This window comes from Nocardia sp. NPDC051570 (assembly GCF_044454005.1).
Lineage (GTDB): Bacteria > Actinomycetota > Actinomycetes > Mycobacteriales > Mycobacteriaceae > Nocardia.
The window spans coordinates 491,830-510,753 of the sequence record NZ_JBITDI010000005.1; the positions used below are offsets into that span (position 1 = coordinate 491,830).

An 18,924-nucleotide genomic window follows, 5' to 3' on the forward strand; every position below is an offset into this window, starting at 1 on the left:
CGGCGGCGCGTGTCTTTCTCGGATTCGCATGGTCGATCCGTCCCGGTATGAGAGCCTTCAGCTATGGGTAGCTCACCGAAGGCCGTACTAGAGGGCGGGCCCGCCGACCTGCCGCAACGGATCGTGCCGATCACCCCGCCGGGTATCGAACTGCGCGTGCAGTTCAACGGCGGCTACGAGCGCTTCAAGGTGACACCGCGCTGGCAGGATACGGCCGAGGGCAGCCTCCCGGTCTACGAGTGGTGTGAGCGGATCGAACGGTGAATCACCGCGGGGCTCACCGCGCTCGGCGGACCGGCACCATCGTCGGCACCGGCTCACAGGTCAGGAAATCGATGATCGTGCCGTAGGCCTGGGCCGACTTCTCCAGCAGGACGGTATGTGAGGTGCCGGGCACGATCGCCAGCTCCGAATCCGGAATGGACCGATAGAGCTCGATCGTGTGCTCGAGGGTGATCATGTCATCGTCGGCGGCCAGCACGAGGGTGCGCGCCGAGATGCCCGAGAGGTCCCGTGCGCTGAGTTCCGGTTGGGTGGTTGCCATCTCGAGGCCCTTGCGGAACACCACGGGGAAATGGTCCTCGCCGTCCGGTGACACCGCGCCGTATTGCGGTGCGAAGTACGCCAGTACCTCGTCGCCGAGGTCGAGCGTGCCCGGAACCAGGCCGTCGTGGTGGAAGTTACCGCTGACCGACACCAGCTTTCGCACCAGATCGGGCCGCCGCAACGCGACCAGCAGCGCGGTGTTGGCGCCGTCGCTGTAGCCGACCAGATGCGCCGGACCCTCGACCACCTGCTCGAGGAAGGCGATGGTCTCGTCGGCCATGAGTTCGTAGCCGAACGGCCCCTCGACGTCGCCCGTGCGGCCGTGCCCGCGCCGATCCACCGTGTACACCCGAAAGTGCTTGGTGAACAGGGAGATCGCCGGGTCGAAGGTGCGGGAGTCGCTGAGTCCGCCGTGCAGCAGGATCAGCGGCTCGCCGTCGCCGTGCACGTCGTACCAGGTATTCACCGCGCCCAACCGTACGTAGCTCATATTTCCATCGTGCCCGAGCTACCCCGGAGATGCGGAGCGGGCGGCGCAAACTCGTTGCGCCGCCCGCTGTCCCGGTCCGTCGATCAGTACATCTTCATCTGTCCCGGCGACCAGAGTCCGGAGCGGGTGGCCGTGCCCGTCTGGATCTCGGCGGGCTTGGCGTCGGGGTAGTAGCGGTCGTAGCGTTCCAGCGAACCCCAGTCGCGCGCCCAGTTGTCCTTCAGATAGGTCGGGACGGTGGTGGCGCCGGCCAGCATGTTCGCGAAACCGAGTGGGCCGCCGAACTCCTCGGCCTGCCAGGTGTCGGTCGAGCTGACCGCCAGCGGACGGTCCGGCTTGATGCGGTAGTTCGGCATGGTCGCCACGCCGTCGCGATGCAGGAACGGCTGCTGGCACGGGAACTGCAGGCCCACCGCCCAGTCCTCCAGGATGGGCTGCGTGGGGCCGAGGAAGCTGTTGAGCGACACCAGCTTCGGCACCCGCGGCGGGGTGAAGGCCAGCCATTGGTCGCCGATCAGCACATTGCGGTTGGCGACGATGCGCACCGCATCGGCATCGGCCGAGAGCTCCGACAGCGGCACCCGCAGATTCCGCCACGCCGGCCATGGGCCGATATCGCGCGGCACGTACTTACCCTCGGCGGTCACGCTGCCGTCGGGCTGGCGCTTGCCGTACTCGAGCAGCAGCTCCTGGCCGTACTGCAGCGTCCCGTTCTGATCGAAGGACAGGATGCGCCCGGCGGCCGAGATGACCACCAGCGGCGCGTCATCCGACCGCGCGGGCAGTTCGTACCAGCTCGAGGTCAGATGCGCGGGCTGCTGCATACCCAGCTGATAGCTGCCCATGATCGGCGTCGTCTTCGGATCCAGGCCGTAGGGCAGTGCGACTTTGCTGCCGTTGACGCCCGGTTCGGCGATCCGGCCGCCGCCGGTGCCCGCGTTCTGCCCCTCGGCGAAGTTGGCGCCCACCGACTGGGTGGAGGTATTGCCGGTGCCCGGCTTCACCTCGACCGAATCGGCCTTCAGATCGGCCGGTACGCCGTTGGGGTCGAAGCCGGTCGGATCGGCGCCGGACAGCGGATCGCCGTTGCGCGGCGGATTCGCCGGATCGAGGATCGGATTCAGCCGGCCCGCATTCGGATGCGTCTCCACCAGAACGTCATTGGCCAGACCGCACGAATTGCCGCGCACCGCATCGATATTCGAGCGGGCCAGCGAATACGCCGGATACTGCGAGACCGCACCCTTCACCAGCGACAGCACCTCGAACGCCACCATCAGCGCCGCCACCACCGTCAGCGGGATGGCCGCGAATCGGCGAATACGTCTGCCGCGCGCGGACTTCGGGCTCGCGGGCGGTTTCGTGTAATCCTCGCGCAGCGCCTGCCAGGCGACCAGCGCCAGCGCCAGGCCGAACAGGATCAGTACCAGGGTGTTGGACTGCTGACCGCCCAGCGAGACGGTCCTGTCGAACCACGGCACGCCGTAGCTGGACACGTACCAGTAGGCGTTCCAACCCGAGAAGGTCAGCGCGAGCATGAACAGCAGCGCGGCCAGGAAGACCGTGCGGTTCTTGCGCGACCGCAGGGCCGAGGCCGAGACCGCCACCGCCGTGACCGCGGCCAGCGAACCCGCGATGCCCGCATAGGCGCCGAAGTGGTGGGTCCACTTCGTCGGGTTGAACATCATGAAGAAGATCGTCCCGAACACCACGCCGACCAGCCGCCACGTCGGGCCGGTGGAGATGCCCGGCACCCGGCGTCGCCGCAGCAGTACCAGCGCGGTGGTCACCAGGCACAGGATCATCACCAGGAAGGCGAACCGGCGCGACAGCGAACCATCGGCGGTACTGACGAACAGGTAGTAGTACCGCAGATAGTCCTCGTACCAGGCCAGATTCGGCCCGGCGATCTTGCGGACGCGGTCGGCCTCCTGGATTGCGGCGAAGGTCTGATCGCTGTAGACGACCGTGAGCACCAGGAATCCGGCCGCGGCGATGGGCGCCAGCAGCGGCAGTGAGGAACCCCACAACGTGGCGAAGAAGCCCGTGCCCGCTCGTGCGGCGGCCTCTCGATGCCGCCGCACCACGATCCGCACCAGCGGCCGGATGCCGGCCAGCAGCGCGGCCACACACATCAATCCGGTCGGCGCGGCGGCCAGTGTGAACGCCGCGAACAGCACCGCGACCCCGGCGGGCAGCAATCGCCCGGTGGCGATGGCTCGTTCGATCGACACCCAGGTCAGCAGCGCGCCCAGGGCGACGATCGGCTCGGACCGCAGCCCGTTGTCATAGGGCAGCCAGAACGCCAGGAACACCAGGCCGCCGGTCCACAGCGCCACCTTCGAATTGCGCACCGCGCGCCCGAGCCGCGGCACCACCTCGCGGCTGATCACCATCCAGCACAGGATTCCGCACAGCAGCGCGGGGATTCGCACCCAGGGACTGGCCGTGGAGATCTGCGCGAACAGCTGGATGACGTAGTAGTACCAGCCGAACGGCGCCTCCGGCACGCTGTACCAGCGGAAGTAGTTGGCCAGATAGCCCGCATGCGGAGCGACCCGGACCATGGACAGGATGTAGCCGTCGTCGGAGGTGTTGGCCCCGACGAAATGCCACAGCAGCAGCGTGCCGATGATCGCGCCGTCGGCCCAGGTCGGCTTCAGCCAGCGCGCGGGCAGGATGCGCCGGTGGCCGCGGCCGTCGCTCATGTCCAGGCGGGCCAGCGCGCCGAGCGCGATGATCGTGCAGAGCACGGCCGCGATCATCGCGACCAGTTTGATCCAGGTCGGCGTCGAGGTGAACCGGGTGTCGACGGTCATGTGGAACGACAGCCCGGCCGGGGCCTCGCCCTTCAGATCCGAGAAGACGCCGACCACCTGCGGCCGCAGATCGCCGTCCAGCTTGCCCGAGATGCCGGTGCCGACGAATTCGGCCCGCGTGCGCTCGATATCGGAGGTGATGGCGATCGCCGAGCAGCTGTCGAGCTCGGACCGCTTCGCCGACACCACGATGGCGTTGCGGTCCATCACATCCACCGATTCGGGCGTGACCCGCACGAACAGCCCCTGCAGCGCGGCCCGATCGCCCTGCTGCGGTGCGGTGTTGAGTGCGATGCCCTCTGGCAGCTGCGCGATCAGCGAGCACGGGATGCTGGCCCGCAGATCCACCGGGATCTGCGACATCAGCGGCGCCTCGACATTGCCGATGGTCCCGCCCTGCGGCCAGTTCACCTCCGCGGTCGTCTGCTGTACCGGCAGGAACGGTGTGGCCACCGCGAATATCGCACCCAGCAGGCCCGCGACGAGCGCGATGAGGCGAGCGGTGCGAAAGTCGCGGGGCGACGCCGAGGCGGAGGCGGGCCTCGGCTCGGTCAAGACGGCAGTTACGGCGTCGGGCACGGTTGGTGATGTTATAGGCCCGTGCTGTGAGTAACGACGTTCACTCGAAACCCGACGATGCGCCCGGGTCAGCGGGCCTTGATCGGGACGTCCTTCACCCACCCCCAGCGGTTCGCCACGGTGACGCCGACCGTGGCCGGTGCGGTCGCGGCGGAGTAGGGGGTGAACCGCTCCAGCGAGCCCCAGTCACGGTCCCAGTCGTCGTCGAGATATCCGGGCAGGGTGCGGGCGTCCAGGAGCAGACCGGTCCAGCCGAGCGGGCCGCCGCCGATATCGTCCTGCCAGGCGTTGGAGGCATCCGAGCCGACCCGATCGGGCAGGATTCGCCATGCGGGGACCTCGGCCACGCCGTCCTTGTGATCGAACGGGCGCTGGCAGGGGAAGGCCAGCCCGACATGCCAGTCCTCGAGTACGGGTGCGGTGCGGCCGACCACCGAATCCAGTGTCGCGAGCTTCGGCAGCCGCGGCGGAGTGACGGCCAGCCACTGGCGCGAGGTCAAATCGTTGGCGACGGCCACGATGCGAACGGCGTTGGTCTGCGCGGGAATTCGATCCAGCGGCACCCGCATGTTGCGCCACGACGGCGCGCCGCCGATATCCAGCGGCACGAACGAGCCCACCGAGCGCACGCCGCCGTCGGCGTCCCGGTCGCCGAATTCGACGCGCAGATCCTGTCCGTAGGTGACCACGCCGTCCTTGTTCACCGATTTGATCCGGCCCGCCGCGGTGATGACGAGCAGTCGATAGGCCGCATCGGAGCGGGCGGCGCTCAGGTCCAGGCGGTACCACTGCGAGGTGAGATGGGCCTGTTGTTTGTCCTTGGCGATATAGCTGCCCATGACCGGGGTGCGGGCGGGATCCAGGCCGAAGGGCAGCGCGACGGTGCTGCCGTTGATACCCGGTTGGGCGGTACTGCCGCCACCGGTGCCCGCCTGCGTGGTCCGGCTGGTCTTGTTCTTGGAATCGGAGTCGATGGAATTGGCTCCGCCGGCGACGTTTTCCTCCGCATCGGCGGTCAGATCGCTCGCGACCCCGTCGGGGGTGAAACCGACGTTGTCGGCGGCCAGACCGTCCGCGGCGGTTCCGGTGTAGGGCTGCAGCAGCGAATCCGGCGTATTCGTCTCCATCAGCACGTCATCGGCGAGTCCGCACGAATCACCGCCCAGCGCACGCAGATTCGATTTCGCGACGGAATAGGCCGGGTACTGGGTGACGGCCGCCTTGCCGAACGAGGCCACCTCGAACAGCACCATGGCCGCGGCCGCGATGGTCAGCGGCTCGATGGCGAACCGATCGAAACGCCTGCGCGGCCGGTCGTTTCGATACGGCTCGCGGTAGTACAGCCAGGCGGCGAACAGCACGCACAGCACGGACAGGCCGAGGAACAGGGTGGACAATCCCTTTCCGGCTACCACCGGCGCCTTATCCCACCACGGCACGCCGTAGCTGGACACATACCACCAGCCGTTGGATCCGGTGAAGGTCACCGCCAGCAGGAAGAACACCCCCGCCGCGAACAGCGATCGGTTGTACGGCGCGCGAATCCCGTTGACCCCCACCGCGATCGCCGTCAGCGCCGCCAGCGATCCGGCCAGTCCGGCGTAGACGCCGAAGTGATGGGTCCACTTGGTCGGGGTGAACATCATCAGCAGCAGCGACATGAAGACGATGCCGAGGATCCGCGCCGACGGTCCGCGTGAGGTACCCGGCACCCGCCCACCCTTGCGCAGCATCACGAGCACGCAGACGCCCAGGCACAGCAGCATTCCGAGAATCCCGAACCGCCGCGCCAGCGATCCGTCCGGCGAGAGCATCAGCAGCGAATCCCACCGCGTCCGCTCGTCGAACCAGGCCACATTGGGCCCGATGATCGTGCGAACCCGGGTCGCCTCGAGCACCGAGGCCAGCGTCTGATCCGCGAAAACGACCACCAGGACCAGGGTTCCGGCGGCGATACCGGGTCCCAGCAGCGCGCCGTAGCGGAGCACCGCGGACCATATGGAGCTCTCGGTGTTTCCGGCAGGCTTCTCACCGGAGGCGCGTTTGATGATGTGCTGCAACACCGGTCGCGATCCGGCGATCAGCGCGGCGATGCAGATCAACCCCGTGGGCCCGGCGGCCAGCGAGAACGCCGCGATGAGCACGCCCAGTGCCGCGGGCAACAACCGCCCGGTCGCGATGGATCGTTCGATGGCGCACCAGGTGAGCAGGGCGCCCAGCGCGATCAGCGGTTCGGGGCGCAGCCCGTTGTCATAGGGCAGCCAGGCGGCCAGGAAGACCAGACCGGCCGTCCAGCGCGCGATGGCATTGCGACGCACGCGAGCGCCCAGGCGCGGCAACACCTCCCGGCTGATCACCAGCCAGCACGCTATCCCGGCCAGCAGCGCGGGCAGCCGCATCCATGGGCTCGAATCGCTGATCCGGGTCATCCAGGCCAGCACCTCGTACGGCCAGCCGAACGGCGCCTCGGCCACCCCGAACCAGCGGTAGTAGTTGGACATATAGCCCGAATGTTTCGACGCCCGAGCCATATTCAGGATGTAGCCGTCATCGGAGGTGTTCGCGCCGATGATGTGCCACAGCAGCAGCGTGCCCAGCACCACGGCATCGGCGACGGTGAAACGCCACCAGCGCGCGGGCAGGACGCGGCGCGGCCGTCGGCCGTCGGCCGTATCGATCAGATGCAGGCAGATCAGCGCGATGATCGTGAACACGGCGGCACCAATGATTCCCGCCAGCTTCAGCCACGACGGGCTGGAGGAGAAGCGCGAGTCGATATCGGCATGCAGATGCGCGTCCGCGAGCTGTGCGCGGTCCAGATCGGTGAACACACCGACGATCTGCGGCCGCACATCGCCGCCGACGGTCGAGACGAACGGCGAACCGTCCTTGCGCTGCACGCCGGTGAGTTCCGCGGTCGTCGCGGTCGCGGTCGAGACCACAGTGAACGTGGTGCATCCGCCGATCTCGGCGATCGGCGCGGACAGCAGCGGAATATCGCGCAGCAGCACCGACAGCATCCGTCCCGCGCCGGGCTCGTCGGTGACCCTGGCCACCAGACCCTTCGACGTCGCGCCGGGCGCCCGCGCGGGCACGGTCGAGAGCAGCGTGCCGCTGGGCAGATCGCGAATCGCCGCGCACGGCAGCGACAATCGCATCTGCAGCGGCACATACGACACCAACGGCGCGTCGACATTCACCGACTGTGGCTGCGGCCAATCCAGCGTCGCTCGATCCTGCCGCACCGGCAGCAGCGGCGTGAGCACCGCGAGCAGTATCCCGAGCACCCCCGACACGAGGGCGATCAGGCGGACACGGGATACCGCGGGAGAGTCAGCGCGCACGGTCGATGATGCTAGCTACCGTCGCGCCGCAACTCTCGGACATCCCAGACCCCCACGCCGTCGTCGTACCGTCCGGGGAACAGCGATGGGAACCGGATCCCGCGGGCCGCCGACTGATCGAAGGCCGAGTTATCCACAGAAAAGCCCTAATTCCACAGTGTTATGCACAGACCGAATCGGTTGTGGAAAGGGCCACAGGCCTCCCGGCCCTACCGCCGCACCACCAGCGTGAACGGCCCGATATCCGTGATCTGGAAGTGCGGATCCTCGAATAACGTCTTGGCGAAGGCCACGCTGTAGCGACGCACATTCGGATCGTTCGGGTAGACGTCCTCGGCCAGCCGCAGCGTGTACTCGTCACCATTGCGCCGGAACAGGAACGCATCGGGCCCGCGCCACGGGCAATGGTTCAGGGCCTCCTGCAGTTCGGCGGCCGACTTCAGTCCGCTCCACCGCTTGATCTCGGCGGCCCGGCCCCTGAAATCGGCGAGCGGATTGGCGTAGTGCGAGGTCAGCGCCTGGAAGCCGTAGTAGGGGTAGTAGCTGAGGAAGCTGGTGTCCGCGGTCAGCAGCACGGTCCGGTCGCGCGGCCGGCGGGTCTGCTCGACGAGCGCGGTATCGATCGCGCCATAGTGCCGCACCGCCGAGGGATTGCGCTCATCGGCGCGGTGGCCGTTGCCGTCGGTATCGGTGTAGGCGGTGGTGATCTCGGTGGCCAGCACGGTCGGAATGTCCTGGGTGAACGTCAGCGCGCCCAGCACCGCGACCGCTGCGGCCACCGCACGCAGCCGCGCCGGTTCGCCGATGGCCTGATAGATCGCCCGGGCGCCCTCCACGAATCCGAACGCACCGGCCGCGGCCAGCAGCACCTGCAGGATCGGCTCGAGCCGGAACGCCAGCAGCGTGGTGCCGCCGGCCGTCACCGCCATCGAGGCCAGTGACCACAGGTAGATCGCCACCACCGAGATGCCCAGCGCCTGCGCCCGCCGGGAACTGCCCGCGCGCAGCACGAGCCACACCGTGCCGAGCAGGCACAGCGCCGCGAGCAGGGGATGGGAGAAATCGAACATCGGGAATGCCAGGCGCGCTCCGGATTCCGGCAGATAGTGCAGTGCCGCATTGCCGGACCGCGCGCCGGACAGCATCTTCACCAGGTACGGACCCCAGGTGATCAGCGTGAGCACCCCCGCGATGACGCCGATCACGATGAGCCGCACCAGAATCGGCCACAGCAACCCCAGCGCGCCCGGCTCGTCGCCGCGCCGCGGCCGATGTACGGCCTCGGCACGCCGCCGCCACAGCAGCGCGGCCCACGCCACCACCGCCATCAACACCACGGCGAATACCGCGATACCGAAGAACAGCGTGTAGAACATCCCCGACAGCCCGACGAACAATCCGGTCCCCGTGACCGCGCCCCAGCCGCGCGCGGTCGCGTAATCGCCTGCCCCCTCGGCCTTCTCGGACCACTCCGCGGGCCGGTACAGCGCGCCCCACGCCAGCACCATGCTCGGCGCGAACAGGATCACCAGCACCGCGCTGTAGGCCTCCGGTGAGGCGAACGCCACCATCACCGCCGTGGTCGCGGCACCCACCGCCACGGCCCAATCAGCCCGAATCAGCTTGGACCACAACACCGTAGCCAGCACCGAGGCCACCGCCAGCGAGACGATCGCATACGGCTTGAACGCCTCCCACCCGGCCAGCCCGAGCAGATTCGCCACCCGTCCACCGACCCAGAACCACCCCGCGGGATAGAACGACGGCAGCTCGGCGTAGGTCATATCGTGCAGCGCGGCGCTATCGGTCAGCCGCGTCAGATACTCGGTCCGGAACTCCTGATCCACCGAGATCCCGAACAGATACAGCTTGGTGGCCGCCAGCGGCATTCCCAATGTCACCGTCACGAACCCCGAAATCCCCACCCAGGAAAGCGCTTTCGCCACCCAGGGCCACCGCCGCAACCGAATCAGCACCACCGCGGCCACCAACACCGCCGCCGCCCCCACCTGCCCCACGGTGGTCAGCGCCCGAGTCACATTCGACGAATCGAAGGCGGGCCACTTCACCGTCGAAAACGCATACAACCCCACCGCCCCCACCACCACGGCGACGACAACCGCGAATACGGCCTCCCCAACCCCACTACCCACCTGCCGCACGAATGCCCGCACGCCGCCTCCGGTTTCCTGTCGCCCGCGATTCAGCCGAGCGCCAGCCTAACCACGACCGGCCGGGCGGCCGGTAACGGCGGTATTCGAATCGCCGAGTTCGCGCCGCAGCACCTCGGCGGAGGTAGTGGCGAAATCCGGCGGCGCGGTGACCGTGCCCGCGAAGGAAAGTCGCCGTGGCGATGTCGCCTGCTCGACATTCATGGCAGCTGATCCACATCGGCCTCGGGATCGAGTCTGTTGAGCAGCGATCCGCGGTCGGTGGCCACCGGCCAGCCCCGGCTGATGGCCTCCGCGGTCGCCTGGGCGGCGGACACCTTCTCGCGCTCGTCGTCGGTGAGCCGGGACAGCAGAACTCCGCATCGATCGGCGCCGACGGGATCGAGATCCACGATGACCGTGTTGGGCAGGCCGAGGATCGCCTCGAGAATATCTGTGCCGGACACGGGTATTCGGGCGCGAGCTTCGGCGAGCACCGCCGCGGGCACCACGATCACGCCATCGGTGAGCACGGTGCCCCAGACCACGGCCTCGGGATAGGGATGGCGACGGCATGCGCCGACCAATGCGGCCACGTCCAGGACGTAACCGCCGATGGCGGTCGGCATCAGGCCGCGCCGTTGATCAGATCCGGGCGGCCCAGCTTGCGTAGGACATCGGCCACCATCTCGGCCGGCGGCGGCCCGCCGAAGGCCGCGGCCAATCTGCGCAGCGACTCATCCCGGTTCATGCGCTGCTGCACCGACTCCGCTACGTAGGCCGATACGGAATCGATGTCACCGGACTCGGCCCACTTGCTGAGCGTATCGGCCACCTGCTCGGGGACGGTGACCGTCACCTTCCGCGTCTTGGCCATACCGAAATCGTATCCTATACATACCGATCGCCGCAGGGCCGATGGCTCAGACGGGCAGCCTGCGGAAGATCGGGCGCGGGATGTGGCGCAGGATCGCCATCACCCAGCGGATGGTTCCCGGGGCCCAGACGATCTCCTTGCCCTTCTCCGAGGCCGCGACTGCGAGGGTCGCCACGTCCTCCTTATCGATCGTGAGGCCGTTCTCCTTGGCGTGCGCGGAGAGTTTGGTGCGGACCATGCCGGGGCGGATGACCGTGACGCGGGGGCCGAAGGGGCGCAGGGCCTCGCCCAGACCCAGGTAGAAGCCGTCGAGGCCGGCCTTGGTGGAGCCGTAGACGAAGTTGAAGCGGCGGACCCGTTCGCCCGCGACCGAGGACATGGCCAGGATGCGACCGTAGCCCTGCGCCTTCATCTTCTCCGCGAGCAGCACGCCCACCGATACCGCGGCGGTGTAGTTGATCCCGGCCATCGCCACGGCCTTGCGCTGGTTCTGCCAGAACTCCTCGCCGTCGCCGTCGATGCCGAAGGCCACGATCGCCACGTCCACATCGCCGTCGGCCCAGGCCGCGTCGATCACCTTGGGATGGCTCTCGGTCTCGAGCGCGTCGAAGTCGATCAGCTCGACCTTCGCCGCGCCGGCGGCCTCCATCTGCGCGACCGCGTCCGCGCGTAGCGGATCGCCCGGCAGCGCCGCGAGGATGACGCGCGCCGGGCCCTTCTTCAGGTACTCGGTGACAATCGCGAGGCCGATCTCCGAGGTTCCACCCAGGAGCAGAATCGCCTGCGGGTTCCCTACCGCGTTGATCACTAGTGCAGCTCCAGCCTTCTCGCCATATCGGACATGAAAACGCCTGTGGGATCGACAGTTCGACGGACCTTGATCCAGTCGTCGATCCGGGGGTACATCGTATGGAAGGTCTCCGCGGTGGTGCGGGAGTCCTTACCGGTGTAGAGCCGACCGCCGAATTCCAGGACGCGCCGGTCCAATTCGGAGACGAACTCGTTGAGACCCGCCCTGATCGGGAAGTCCACGCAGATGTTCCAACCCGGCATCGGGAAGCTCAGCGGCGCCTGATTTCCCGCTCCGAACAGCTTGAAGACGTTGAGGAACGAATAGAACCCGGACCGTTGGATGTCGCGGATGATGCTCTTGAACTCCTCGACGGCCTCGGGCGGAACCACGAACTGGTACTGCAGGAAGCCGTTCGAACCATAGCCGCGGTTCCATTCACCCAGCATGTCCAGCGGGTGATAGAACTGCGTCAGATTCTGGACCTTCCCCCGATAGGTGCCCGACTTGCGGTACCAGAGCTCGCCGATCGGGGTGAAGGTGTACTTGTTGGCCAGCCCGTTCGGGAAGACGTCCGGCAGCGTCAGGAACGTCTTACCGTTGAACCGCAGCGGATCGGCCTGCAGCTTCTTCGGCAGCTGATCCAGTGTGGCCAGATTGCCGCGCGAGATGGCGGCGCGGCCCAGCTTCGGTTCCGGGCTGATCGCGTCGAACCAGGCCGAGCTGTACTCGTAGCGATCCTCGGAGCCGTCGCTGTGGAACGCGATGGTGTCCTCGAGCGTCTCGGTGACATCGCCGTCGGCGATGAAGTACGCCGTCTCGGTCGGGGTCATCTCGATGGTGGCCCGCAGGATGATGCCGGTGAGTCCGCAGCCGCCGATGGTGGCCCAGAACAGCTTCGCGTTGCGCTTGGGGGTGATGTGGTGGACCGTGCCGTCGGCGGTGAGCAGATCCATCGAGCGCACATGGTTGCCGAAGCTGCCCGCGCTGTGATGGTTCTTACCGTGGATATCGGAGCCGATCGCCCCGCCGATGGTGACCTGCCTGGTGCCGGGCAGCACCGGCACCCAGAGGCCGAACGGCAGCGCGGCCTTCATCAGCTGATCCAGGTTCACACCCGCGTCGACATCGACCAGGCGAGAGTCGCGATCGATCCGATGGATGTTGTTCAGCGCGGTCATATCGACGACGAGACCGCCCGCGTTCTGCGCGTTATCGCCGTAGGACCGGCCGAGTCCGCGCGCGATGACACCGCGGCGCAGATGGGCCGGCTTGGATTCGTTGTCCTCCGCGACCATGGAAACGGCTTTGACGATCAGCTCCGGATCGCTGGTCGAAAGCACTTCGGCGGAGGTTGGTGCGGTGCGACCCCATCCGGTCAGCCTGCGGGTGCGCGTCGGAAGCGCGTACACGCCGTTGCTCGCCGTGTCGGCAGAACCCGCGGCGGTGGAGGTCTGAGCTTTCGTGGACATCGGCATAGAGGCTACATGTATGGCCGGACCTTGGGCCCTTTGTCTCAACTGTCCCGGCATTCGCCGGGAACAAGATGAGGAGAACCGGGGAACAAGATGCGGAGAACCGGGGAACAAGATGCGGAGAACTGGGGAACAAGATGAGGACAACCGGCAACAAGATGCGGAGAACCGGGAACAAGGGAGAACTCACCGGGAAGGATAAGCCGCGGCCCGGTTAGGCTCGTGCCCGTGACCGCGGAACCCCATCTGCCTCTGCCGCCCGAACTGCCCCTGGTCGACGAGCCGGGCGGTACGGATGTCGATCTGAAGACGCAGATGATCCGGTTCGTGCTGTCGGGCGGATTCTCCGCGATCATCGACTTCGGCCTCTACATGCTGCTGATGGACGCGGCCGGGCTGCCGGTCGCGGTGGCCAAGTCGATCAGCTTCATCGCGGGCACGACCACCGCCTATCTGATCAACCGGCGCTGGACCTTCCAGGCCGAGCCCAGCCGCAGGCGCTTCCTGGCCGTCGTCGCGCTGTATGCGGTCACCTTCGCCGTCCAGGTCGGCATCAACCAGATCATGTTCTCCGCTCTGCCGGACGATTGGTGGCGCAAGCCGCTGGCCTTCGTCGTCGCGCAGGGCACCGCCACCGTGATCAACTTCATCGTCCAGCGCGCGGTGATCTTCAAGATCCGCTAGCCGCCGGGGACAACGTCACGGGCACCCCGTTGAACACCGCATTCCCCGAGGGCACGTCGACCAGCGAATCATCGGTCAGCACATTGGCATTCACCCCGGCGTGCGTCCGGGCGACCGATTGGGTGCTGTCGGCATGTCCCCATCCGTGCGGCAGGCTCACGACCCCGGGCATGATCTTCTCGGTCGGCTCCAGCGTGACGACGAGGCTGCCCGCGGCCGATTTGATCACGGCCTGCCCGTCCAGTCCGAACCGGGACATATCGTCGGGATGGATATGCAGGGTGCAGGTATTGGACCCGCCGACCAGCGTCGGCACGTTATGCATCCAGCTGTTGTTGGAGCGCAGCTGCCGCCGCCCGATCAGCACCACATCCGGCGCCGCCTCGTCGAGTCCGGCCCGCAGCCGATCCACATCCGCGAGCATCAGCGGCGGCGCGAGCTCCACCGTCCTCGTCGCCGTGCGCAGTATCGCGGGCAGTCGCGGCCGCAGCGGACCGAGGTCGATGCCGTGCGGATTGTCCAGCAGCGCCCGCAGATTCAGCGAACCCCCACGCCACTGGCCGTAGGGTCCCAGCCGCACCATCATGTCGATGCGCTGCTCCGTGCTGTTGTCGCCGATCAACTCCGCGCGCCGATCCGCCATGCCCGCCGCCTGCAGCGTCCCGGCGATGATCAGCTCGTCGACGGTCTCGACCGGATCGTGGCCCGGTTCGGTCGACTGCCCGGACACCGCGAGTGCCAGCCGCGCCAGGATCTCCGGCTCCGAGGGCCGATCGCGCAGCGGCATCAGCGGCCGCGAGTACCGCGCGTAGTTGCGCACCGCGAACTGCAGCAGCGCGAAATCGTAATGTGACGCCTGCAGGCTCCGCGGCGGCGGCAGGATGACATCGGCATGCCGGGTGGTCTCGTTGCGGTAATGATCCACGCTGACCATGAACTCGAGTTCGCGCAGTGCCGAGTCCAGCCGCGCGCCGCTGGGCACCGAGAGCACCGGATTACCCGCGACCGTGATGAGCGCCCGCACTCGGCCCTCGCCCGGCGTATGGATCTCCTCGGCCAGCGTCGCGACCGGGAATTCGCCCATGGCCTCGGGCAATTCGCGCACCCGGCTGGTCCAGCGGCCGGTGCGGAACGGGCGGCTGCGGACGATGGTCTGCGCGGCGGCGGTGGGAAACATCGCGCCGCCGGGCCGGTCCAGATTGCCGGTGAGCACGTTGATCACGTCGACCAGCCATTGGGTCAGCGTGCCGAATTCGGCTGTGCAGGTGCCCATTCGGGCGTACACGGCGGCCGTCGGCGCGGCGGCGAGTTCGCGGGCCAGCCGCATGACGGTCTCGGCCGCGATACCGGTGCGCCCGGCCACCGCCGCGGGCGTGAACGGCGCGGCGGCCGTACGGATCTCGTCGATACCGCTCGCCTCGACGAGCACCTCGGTCAGATTCTCCGCGAACAGCGTGTGCACGATGCCGAACAGCAGGTAGGCATCGCTGCCGGGCCGGATGAACAGATGCTCGTCGGCGAGTTCGGCGGTGCGGGTGCGGCGCGGATCCACCACCACCAGCCGCCCGCCCCGCGTGCGCAGGGCCTCGAGCCGGCCGGGGAAATTCGGTGCGGTGCACAGCGATCCGTTGGATTCGAGCGGATTGGCGCCCAGCATCAGCAGATAGTCGGTGCGGTCCAGATCGGGGACCGCGACGGTCGTCGGATCGCCGAACATCAGCCCCGAGGCCACCTGTTTGGGCATCTGATCGGCGGTGCTGGCCGAATAGATGTTGCGCGTGCCCAACGCTCGGATCAGCACGGGCGCGTACATCATGCCCGCGATGGTGTGCGCGTTCGGATTGCCCAGATACAGTGCCGCCGACTGCCGTCCGTATTCGGCGACCACGGCCGGAAACCGCTCGGCGATCAGATCGAAGGCCTCGTTCCACGAGGCGGTGCGCCAACTGTCGGTGGCCCGATCCCGAATCATCGGCTGGCTCAACCGATCCGGATCCTCGTCCAGCCGCCCCAGACTCGCGCCCTTCGGGCAGAGGAACCCTCGGCTGAACGGATCCTCCCGATCGCCCCGCACGCCCACCACATGGTCGTGCGCATCGAGGGTGATCTCCAGCCCGCATACCGCCTCACACAGCGGGCAGGTGCGCAGCAGCTTCCGGGTATCGTCTGTGACGCTCGTCATACGACCATCATCGCCCGCGGACGAACGAAACCGCGAGAGCAATGACTCTCGCGGTTTCGGTGTGCTGTGGTCAGCTGGCGATGCGGGCGAGCTGGGGCTTGCGCCCCGAGTTGGCGGCCCGGACGGCGGCGGCGACGGCCACCAGCGGCGGAACCCAGCGGGCCTCGTTCGGGGCCACGCCCCAGCAGGCGGAGCCGGCCGAGAGCTGGGTCGGAGGCAGCGGGATGCCGTCACCGTCGGTGTAGACGGTGATGCCGGCCTCACGCAGCGCCGCCAGGGCCATCTCGGCCTTGCGGATGCCCGTCACGAGATGAATCTCGCGGCGTTCGGCACCCGGGATCTCGATCACCGGACCGGACAGGTTGTTCGCCCGCAGGAAGCGGCGCACGGTCGCGGCGAGCTCACCGGTGACCTCGATGCCCGCGATGTCCTCGTCGGTGATGAGGCAGATGCCGTTGGCCGTTTCAGCGACCGTCCAACCGCGCCGGATGTAGTCCTGCGCGGCGGCGGCCACGGTCGCCGCCTGGACGGAAGTCGGAAACGTCGTACGCACTGTCTTCTCCATTCCCCGGATAGATCAGGTCCTGCTTGGGTGTTCATGGGACTAATCGGGCCTGGCCATCGGTGGTGTTACAGCTTCACGAAACTTTCTTGCTCAACGTCGCATTCGTCACAAGATCACCAAAGTGATTCACACCGGCTATCACTCGTGACTGGGCAACCTGTGCATTCTGCCCGATCACTACCTTCGCCTCTATAGCTGGGAACCAAATGCGTTGCCGCTGAAAGTTTCCGAACAGGACGCCGTGGACATTCTGGGAACGCCCCGATTGCCGTTCGTCCGCTTCCGGGAGAGGATTCCCGCATGACTGATGAGCCCGTCGGCGAGTTGCCCGGCGCGGACGACTACGAGGCAGAACCGCGCTGGATCGCCTGGCGGGACTCCGCGACCAGGCGTTTGTCGCGGCATGTCGAGGAGGAGGCGGAGGAGGATCAGCCGCCCGAACCGTTCCGCAGCCCGGGTGCGTTCGCCGCGTGGGCGCTGGCGGCCGTGCGGGCGCTGTTCGATATCGAGTTCCGCAGGCAGGCCACCCGCACCCTGCTGCCGCTGGCCTATCTGCTCGGTCTGGCCTTCGCCTTCGGTATCCCGATTGTGCTGATCGTCGTGCTCTGGCAGTTCTCCGTGGTGCTCGGCATCGCCTTCGCGGTCCTGGTCGCGGTGCCGCTGGGGCTGACCATCGCCGCGACGGTGCGGCTGGCGCTGGAATTCCTCGTCAACGCCTCGCGACTGGCCAGCCGGGTGGAACATATCAACGCGCTCGCCGACGACCTGTTCCAGGCCTTGTCCGATGTGGCCGAACCGGTCAATCAGCTGTCCGAAGATGTCCGGGCCGTACAGTTCTGGCGGTTTCGCAAGCGCTCGCCCCGCAGGTGATCGGGGCGGCACTGCCGCGGGGGTGCGATCGCTCGATGCCGCGTATTCCCGGTGCGCATTGTGTTGTGCAACAATCCGTCCGAGTATTCGTCTGATCGAATTCGGATACGGCATAAGGGTTTTGCCGTTCGGGGGGCCGCATCGACGAGTACGATCGGCGCACGGAACGCAGGGGGAAACATGGTTCTACCGCAGGGGATCACCGGTTCGACGATGCCGCGACGGCAATTGGGCCGCAGACTTCGTGACTTGCGCAATCGCGCGCGCATGACCACCCGGGTGGCGGCCCAGCGCCTGGAATGGTCCGAGGCCAAGATCTGGCGGATCGAGACCGGCCAGACCTCGCTGCGCGGTCTGGATGTCGAGGCCATGTGCAAGATCTACGGCGCGCCCGCCGATCTCGTCGCCCCGCTGACCGCCCTGGCACGCGAGACCAAGGCCCGCGGCTGGTGGACCGAATACGGCGATGTGATCGCCGAGGGTTTCGAGGTGTACATCGGTCTCGAGGAGGCCGCGCACCGATTGTCGACCTACGAGAGCGAACTGGTGCCCGGCCTGCTGCAGACCGAGGGCTACACCCGCGCGGTGCTGGCGGGCGGGCGCCCGGAGATGCCGCCCGCCGAGGCCGACCGCCGGATCGCGGTCCGCCTCGCCCGGCAGGCCCTGCTGACCCGCGCCTCGGAGCCGGTGCGGCTGGACGCGGTGCTCGGGGAGTCGCTGCTGTACCGGCGCATCGGCGGCCGCGAGGTCACGAGGGGTCAGCTCGAACATCTGCTGGAGCTATGCGATCGGCCCAATATCGAGATCCGCCTGGTGCCCAACGATTCCGGCTATCACGACGGCATGGAATCCGGCCGCTTCGTCCTGCTCGAATTCGACTCCGGCACGGGCGAGGTCCCCGAGCCGCCGGTGGTCTACGTCGAAACCTTCACCGGCTCGGCCTATTACGACAAGGAAGCCGAGATAGACCGCTACCGAGCGGCTTTCGCCAGCATCAAGGGCGCCGCGGTCGACGCCCGCGAGGCCATCGAAGGGGCCCTCGCCCGGGTGTGATCAGCGCAGCGTCCGCGCGAGCACCTCGCGATGCGTGGGTGTTGCGGTCGCGTGGACGGCCCGGCCCTTATCGGTGAGGCAGATGGAGATCGACCGGCGATCGTCGGCGCACATACTCCGGCTGACCAGTCCCTCGCGCTCGAGGCGGGCGACCGCGCGGGACAGTGCGCTCTGGCTCAGGTGGCTCTCGCAGGCCAGATCGCTCATGCGGTAGGTCTCACACGCCGCATCCACCAGGCGGTCCAGCGTTTCGAATTCGCTGAGCCCGATGTGATGCCGATTCTGCAACTCCTTCTCGAGGGCGCAGGTGACGGCGGCGTGCTTGGCCATGAGATCGCGCCATTCGCTCACCAGTCCGGTCGGCGCGAGATGCTGCTCGACTGCGGGCCGGTCGACGAACGCTGTCGACGGCTGAGACATGCCGCCATCTTAGTGACCGAGGCACTCCCATGCAACCACATTAAATGCTTGCACATTTAATGCACACGCATGTAATGTTC

At 67.5% G+C, this 18,924-nt stretch carries 16 protein-coding genes; 4 read left to right on the forward strand and 12 right to left on the reverse strand.

What is annotated here, in order from left to right; genetic code table 11:
• The first annotated feature begins 63 nt into the window (after positions 1–63).
• Positions 64–264, forward strand: a complete 201-nt coding sequence (locus ACIA76_RS15615; protein WP_062503241.1) for a DUF5988 family protein — start codon at positions 64–66, stop codon at positions 262–264.
• A gap of 13 nt (positions 265–277) precedes the next feature.
• Here the strand turns inward: ACIA76_RS15615 and ACIA76_RS15620 are convergent, their stop codons facing one another.
• The 9 genes from ACIA76_RS15620 to ACIA76_RS15660 form a co-directional block, all read right to left on the reverse strand.
• Positions 278–1,036: an alpha/beta fold hydrolase gene (locus ACIA76_RS15620; RefSeq protein WP_397152456.1), complete on the reverse strand. Its 759-nt coding sequence runs from the start codon at positions 1,034–1,036 to the stop codon at positions 278–280.
• Between the two features lie 83 nt (positions 1,037–1,119).
• Positions 1,120–4,434, reverse strand: a complete 3,315-nt coding sequence (locus tag ACIA76_RS15625) for an arabinosyltransferase domain-containing protein (protein ID WP_397152457.1) — start codon at positions 4,432–4,434, stop codon at positions 1,120–1,122.
• Positions 4,435–4,502: 68 nt separating this feature from the next.
• Entirely contained in the window at positions 4,503–7,778 is a 3,276-nt protein-coding gene (locus tag ACIA76_RS15630) for an arabinosyltransferase domain-containing protein (RefSeq protein ID WP_397152458.1), read from the reverse strand.
• A gap of 209 nt (positions 7,779–7,987) precedes the next feature.
• Positions 7,988–9,952, reverse strand: a complete 1,965-nt coding sequence (locus ACIA76_RS15635; protein ID WP_397152459.1) for a galactan 5-O-arabinofuranosyltransferase — start codon at positions 9,950–9,952, stop codon at positions 7,988–7,990.
• A gap of 45 nt (positions 9,953–9,997) precedes the next feature.
• On the reverse strand, positions 9,998–10,153 hold the full coding sequence (locus tag ACIA76_RS15640; protein ID WP_397152460.1) for a hypothetical protein: 156 nt from the start codon (positions 10,151–10,153) through the stop codon (positions 9,998–10,000).
• Positions 10,150–10,557 (reverse strand): hypothetical protein, encoded by a 408-nt coding sequence (locus ACIA76_RS15645; protein WP_397152461.1) that lies wholly within the window; start codon positions 10,555–10,557, stop codon positions 10,150–10,152. Before ACIA76_RS15645 ends, ACIA76_RS15640 begins: the two co-directional genes overlap by 4 nt.
• Positions 10,557–10,805, reverse strand: a complete 249-nt coding sequence (locus tag ACIA76_RS15650; protein WP_397152462.1) for a hypothetical protein — start codon at positions 10,803–10,805, stop codon at positions 10,557–10,559. Before ACIA76_RS15650 ends, ACIA76_RS15645 begins: the two co-directional genes overlap by 1 nt.
• A gap of 46 nt (positions 10,806–10,851) precedes the next feature.
• Entirely contained in the window at positions 10,852–11,613 is a 762-nt protein-coding gene (locus ACIA76_RS15655; protein ID WP_397152463.1) for a decaprenylphospho-beta-D-erythro-pentofuranosid-2-ulose 2-reductase, read from the reverse strand.
• On the reverse strand, positions 11,613–13,073 hold the full coding sequence (locus ACIA76_RS15660) for an FAD-binding protein (RefSeq protein WP_397152464.1): 1,461 nt from the start codon (positions 13,071–13,073) through the stop codon (positions 11,613–11,615). The genes ACIA76_RS15655 and ACIA76_RS15660 overlap by 1 nt, the downstream gene beginning before the upstream one ends.
• 219 nt (positions 13,074–13,292) lie before the next feature.
• On the opposite strand from ACIA76_RS15660, the gene ACIA76_RS15665 reads away from it, so the two are divergent.
• A complete protein-coding gene (locus tag ACIA76_RS15665) occupies positions 13,293–13,754 on the forward strand; it encodes a GtrA family protein (RefSeq protein ID WP_397152465.1) in 462 nt (153 codons plus the stop codon).
• On the opposite strand, the gene ACIA76_RS15670 is transcribed toward ACIA76_RS15665, so the two are convergent.
• Both ACIA76_RS15670 and ACIA76_RS15675 read right to left on the reverse strand, forming a co-directional pair.
• Positions 13,741–15,936 carry a molybdopterin-dependent oxidoreductase gene (locus ACIA76_RS15670; protein ID WP_397152466.1) on the reverse strand — a complete coding sequence of 732 codons (2,196 nt, stop codon included), beginning with the start codon at positions 15,934–15,936 and terminating at the stop codon, positions 13,741–13,743. The two genes, ACIA76_RS15665 and ACIA76_RS15670, sit on opposite strands and share 14 nt — an antisense overlap.
• Positions 15,937–16,006: 70 nt before the next feature.
• Positions 16,007–16,501 (reverse strand): hypothetical protein, encoded by a 495-nt coding sequence (locus ACIA76_RS15675; protein WP_397152467.1) that lies wholly within the window; start codon positions 16,499–16,501, stop codon positions 16,007–16,009.
• Positions 16,502–16,801: 300 nt separating this feature from the next.
• Here ACIA76_RS15675 and ACIA76_RS15680 point away from each other — a divergent pair, with 300 nt between their 5' ends.
• Together ACIA76_RS15680 and ACIA76_RS15685 are read left to right on the forward strand one after the other, a co-directional pair.
• Positions 16,802–17,371, forward strand: a complete 570-nt coding sequence (locus ACIA76_RS15680; protein WP_397152468.1) for a DUF4282 domain-containing protein — start codon at positions 16,802–16,804, stop codon at positions 17,369–17,371.
• Between the two features lie 180 nt (positions 17,372–17,551).
• Positions 17,552–18,424, forward strand: coding sequence for a helix-turn-helix domain-containing protein (locus tag ACIA76_RS15685; protein ID WP_397152469.1), 873 nt, complete (start codon positions 17,552–17,554; stop codon positions 18,422–18,424).
• On the opposite strand, the gene ACIA76_RS15690 is transcribed toward ACIA76_RS15685, so the two are convergent.
• Entirely contained in the window at positions 18,425–18,844 is a 420-nt protein-coding gene (locus ACIA76_RS15690; RefSeq protein ID WP_397152470.1) for a MarR family winged helix-turn-helix transcriptional regulator, read from the reverse strand.
• Positions 18,845–18,924 lie beyond the last annotated feature (80 nt).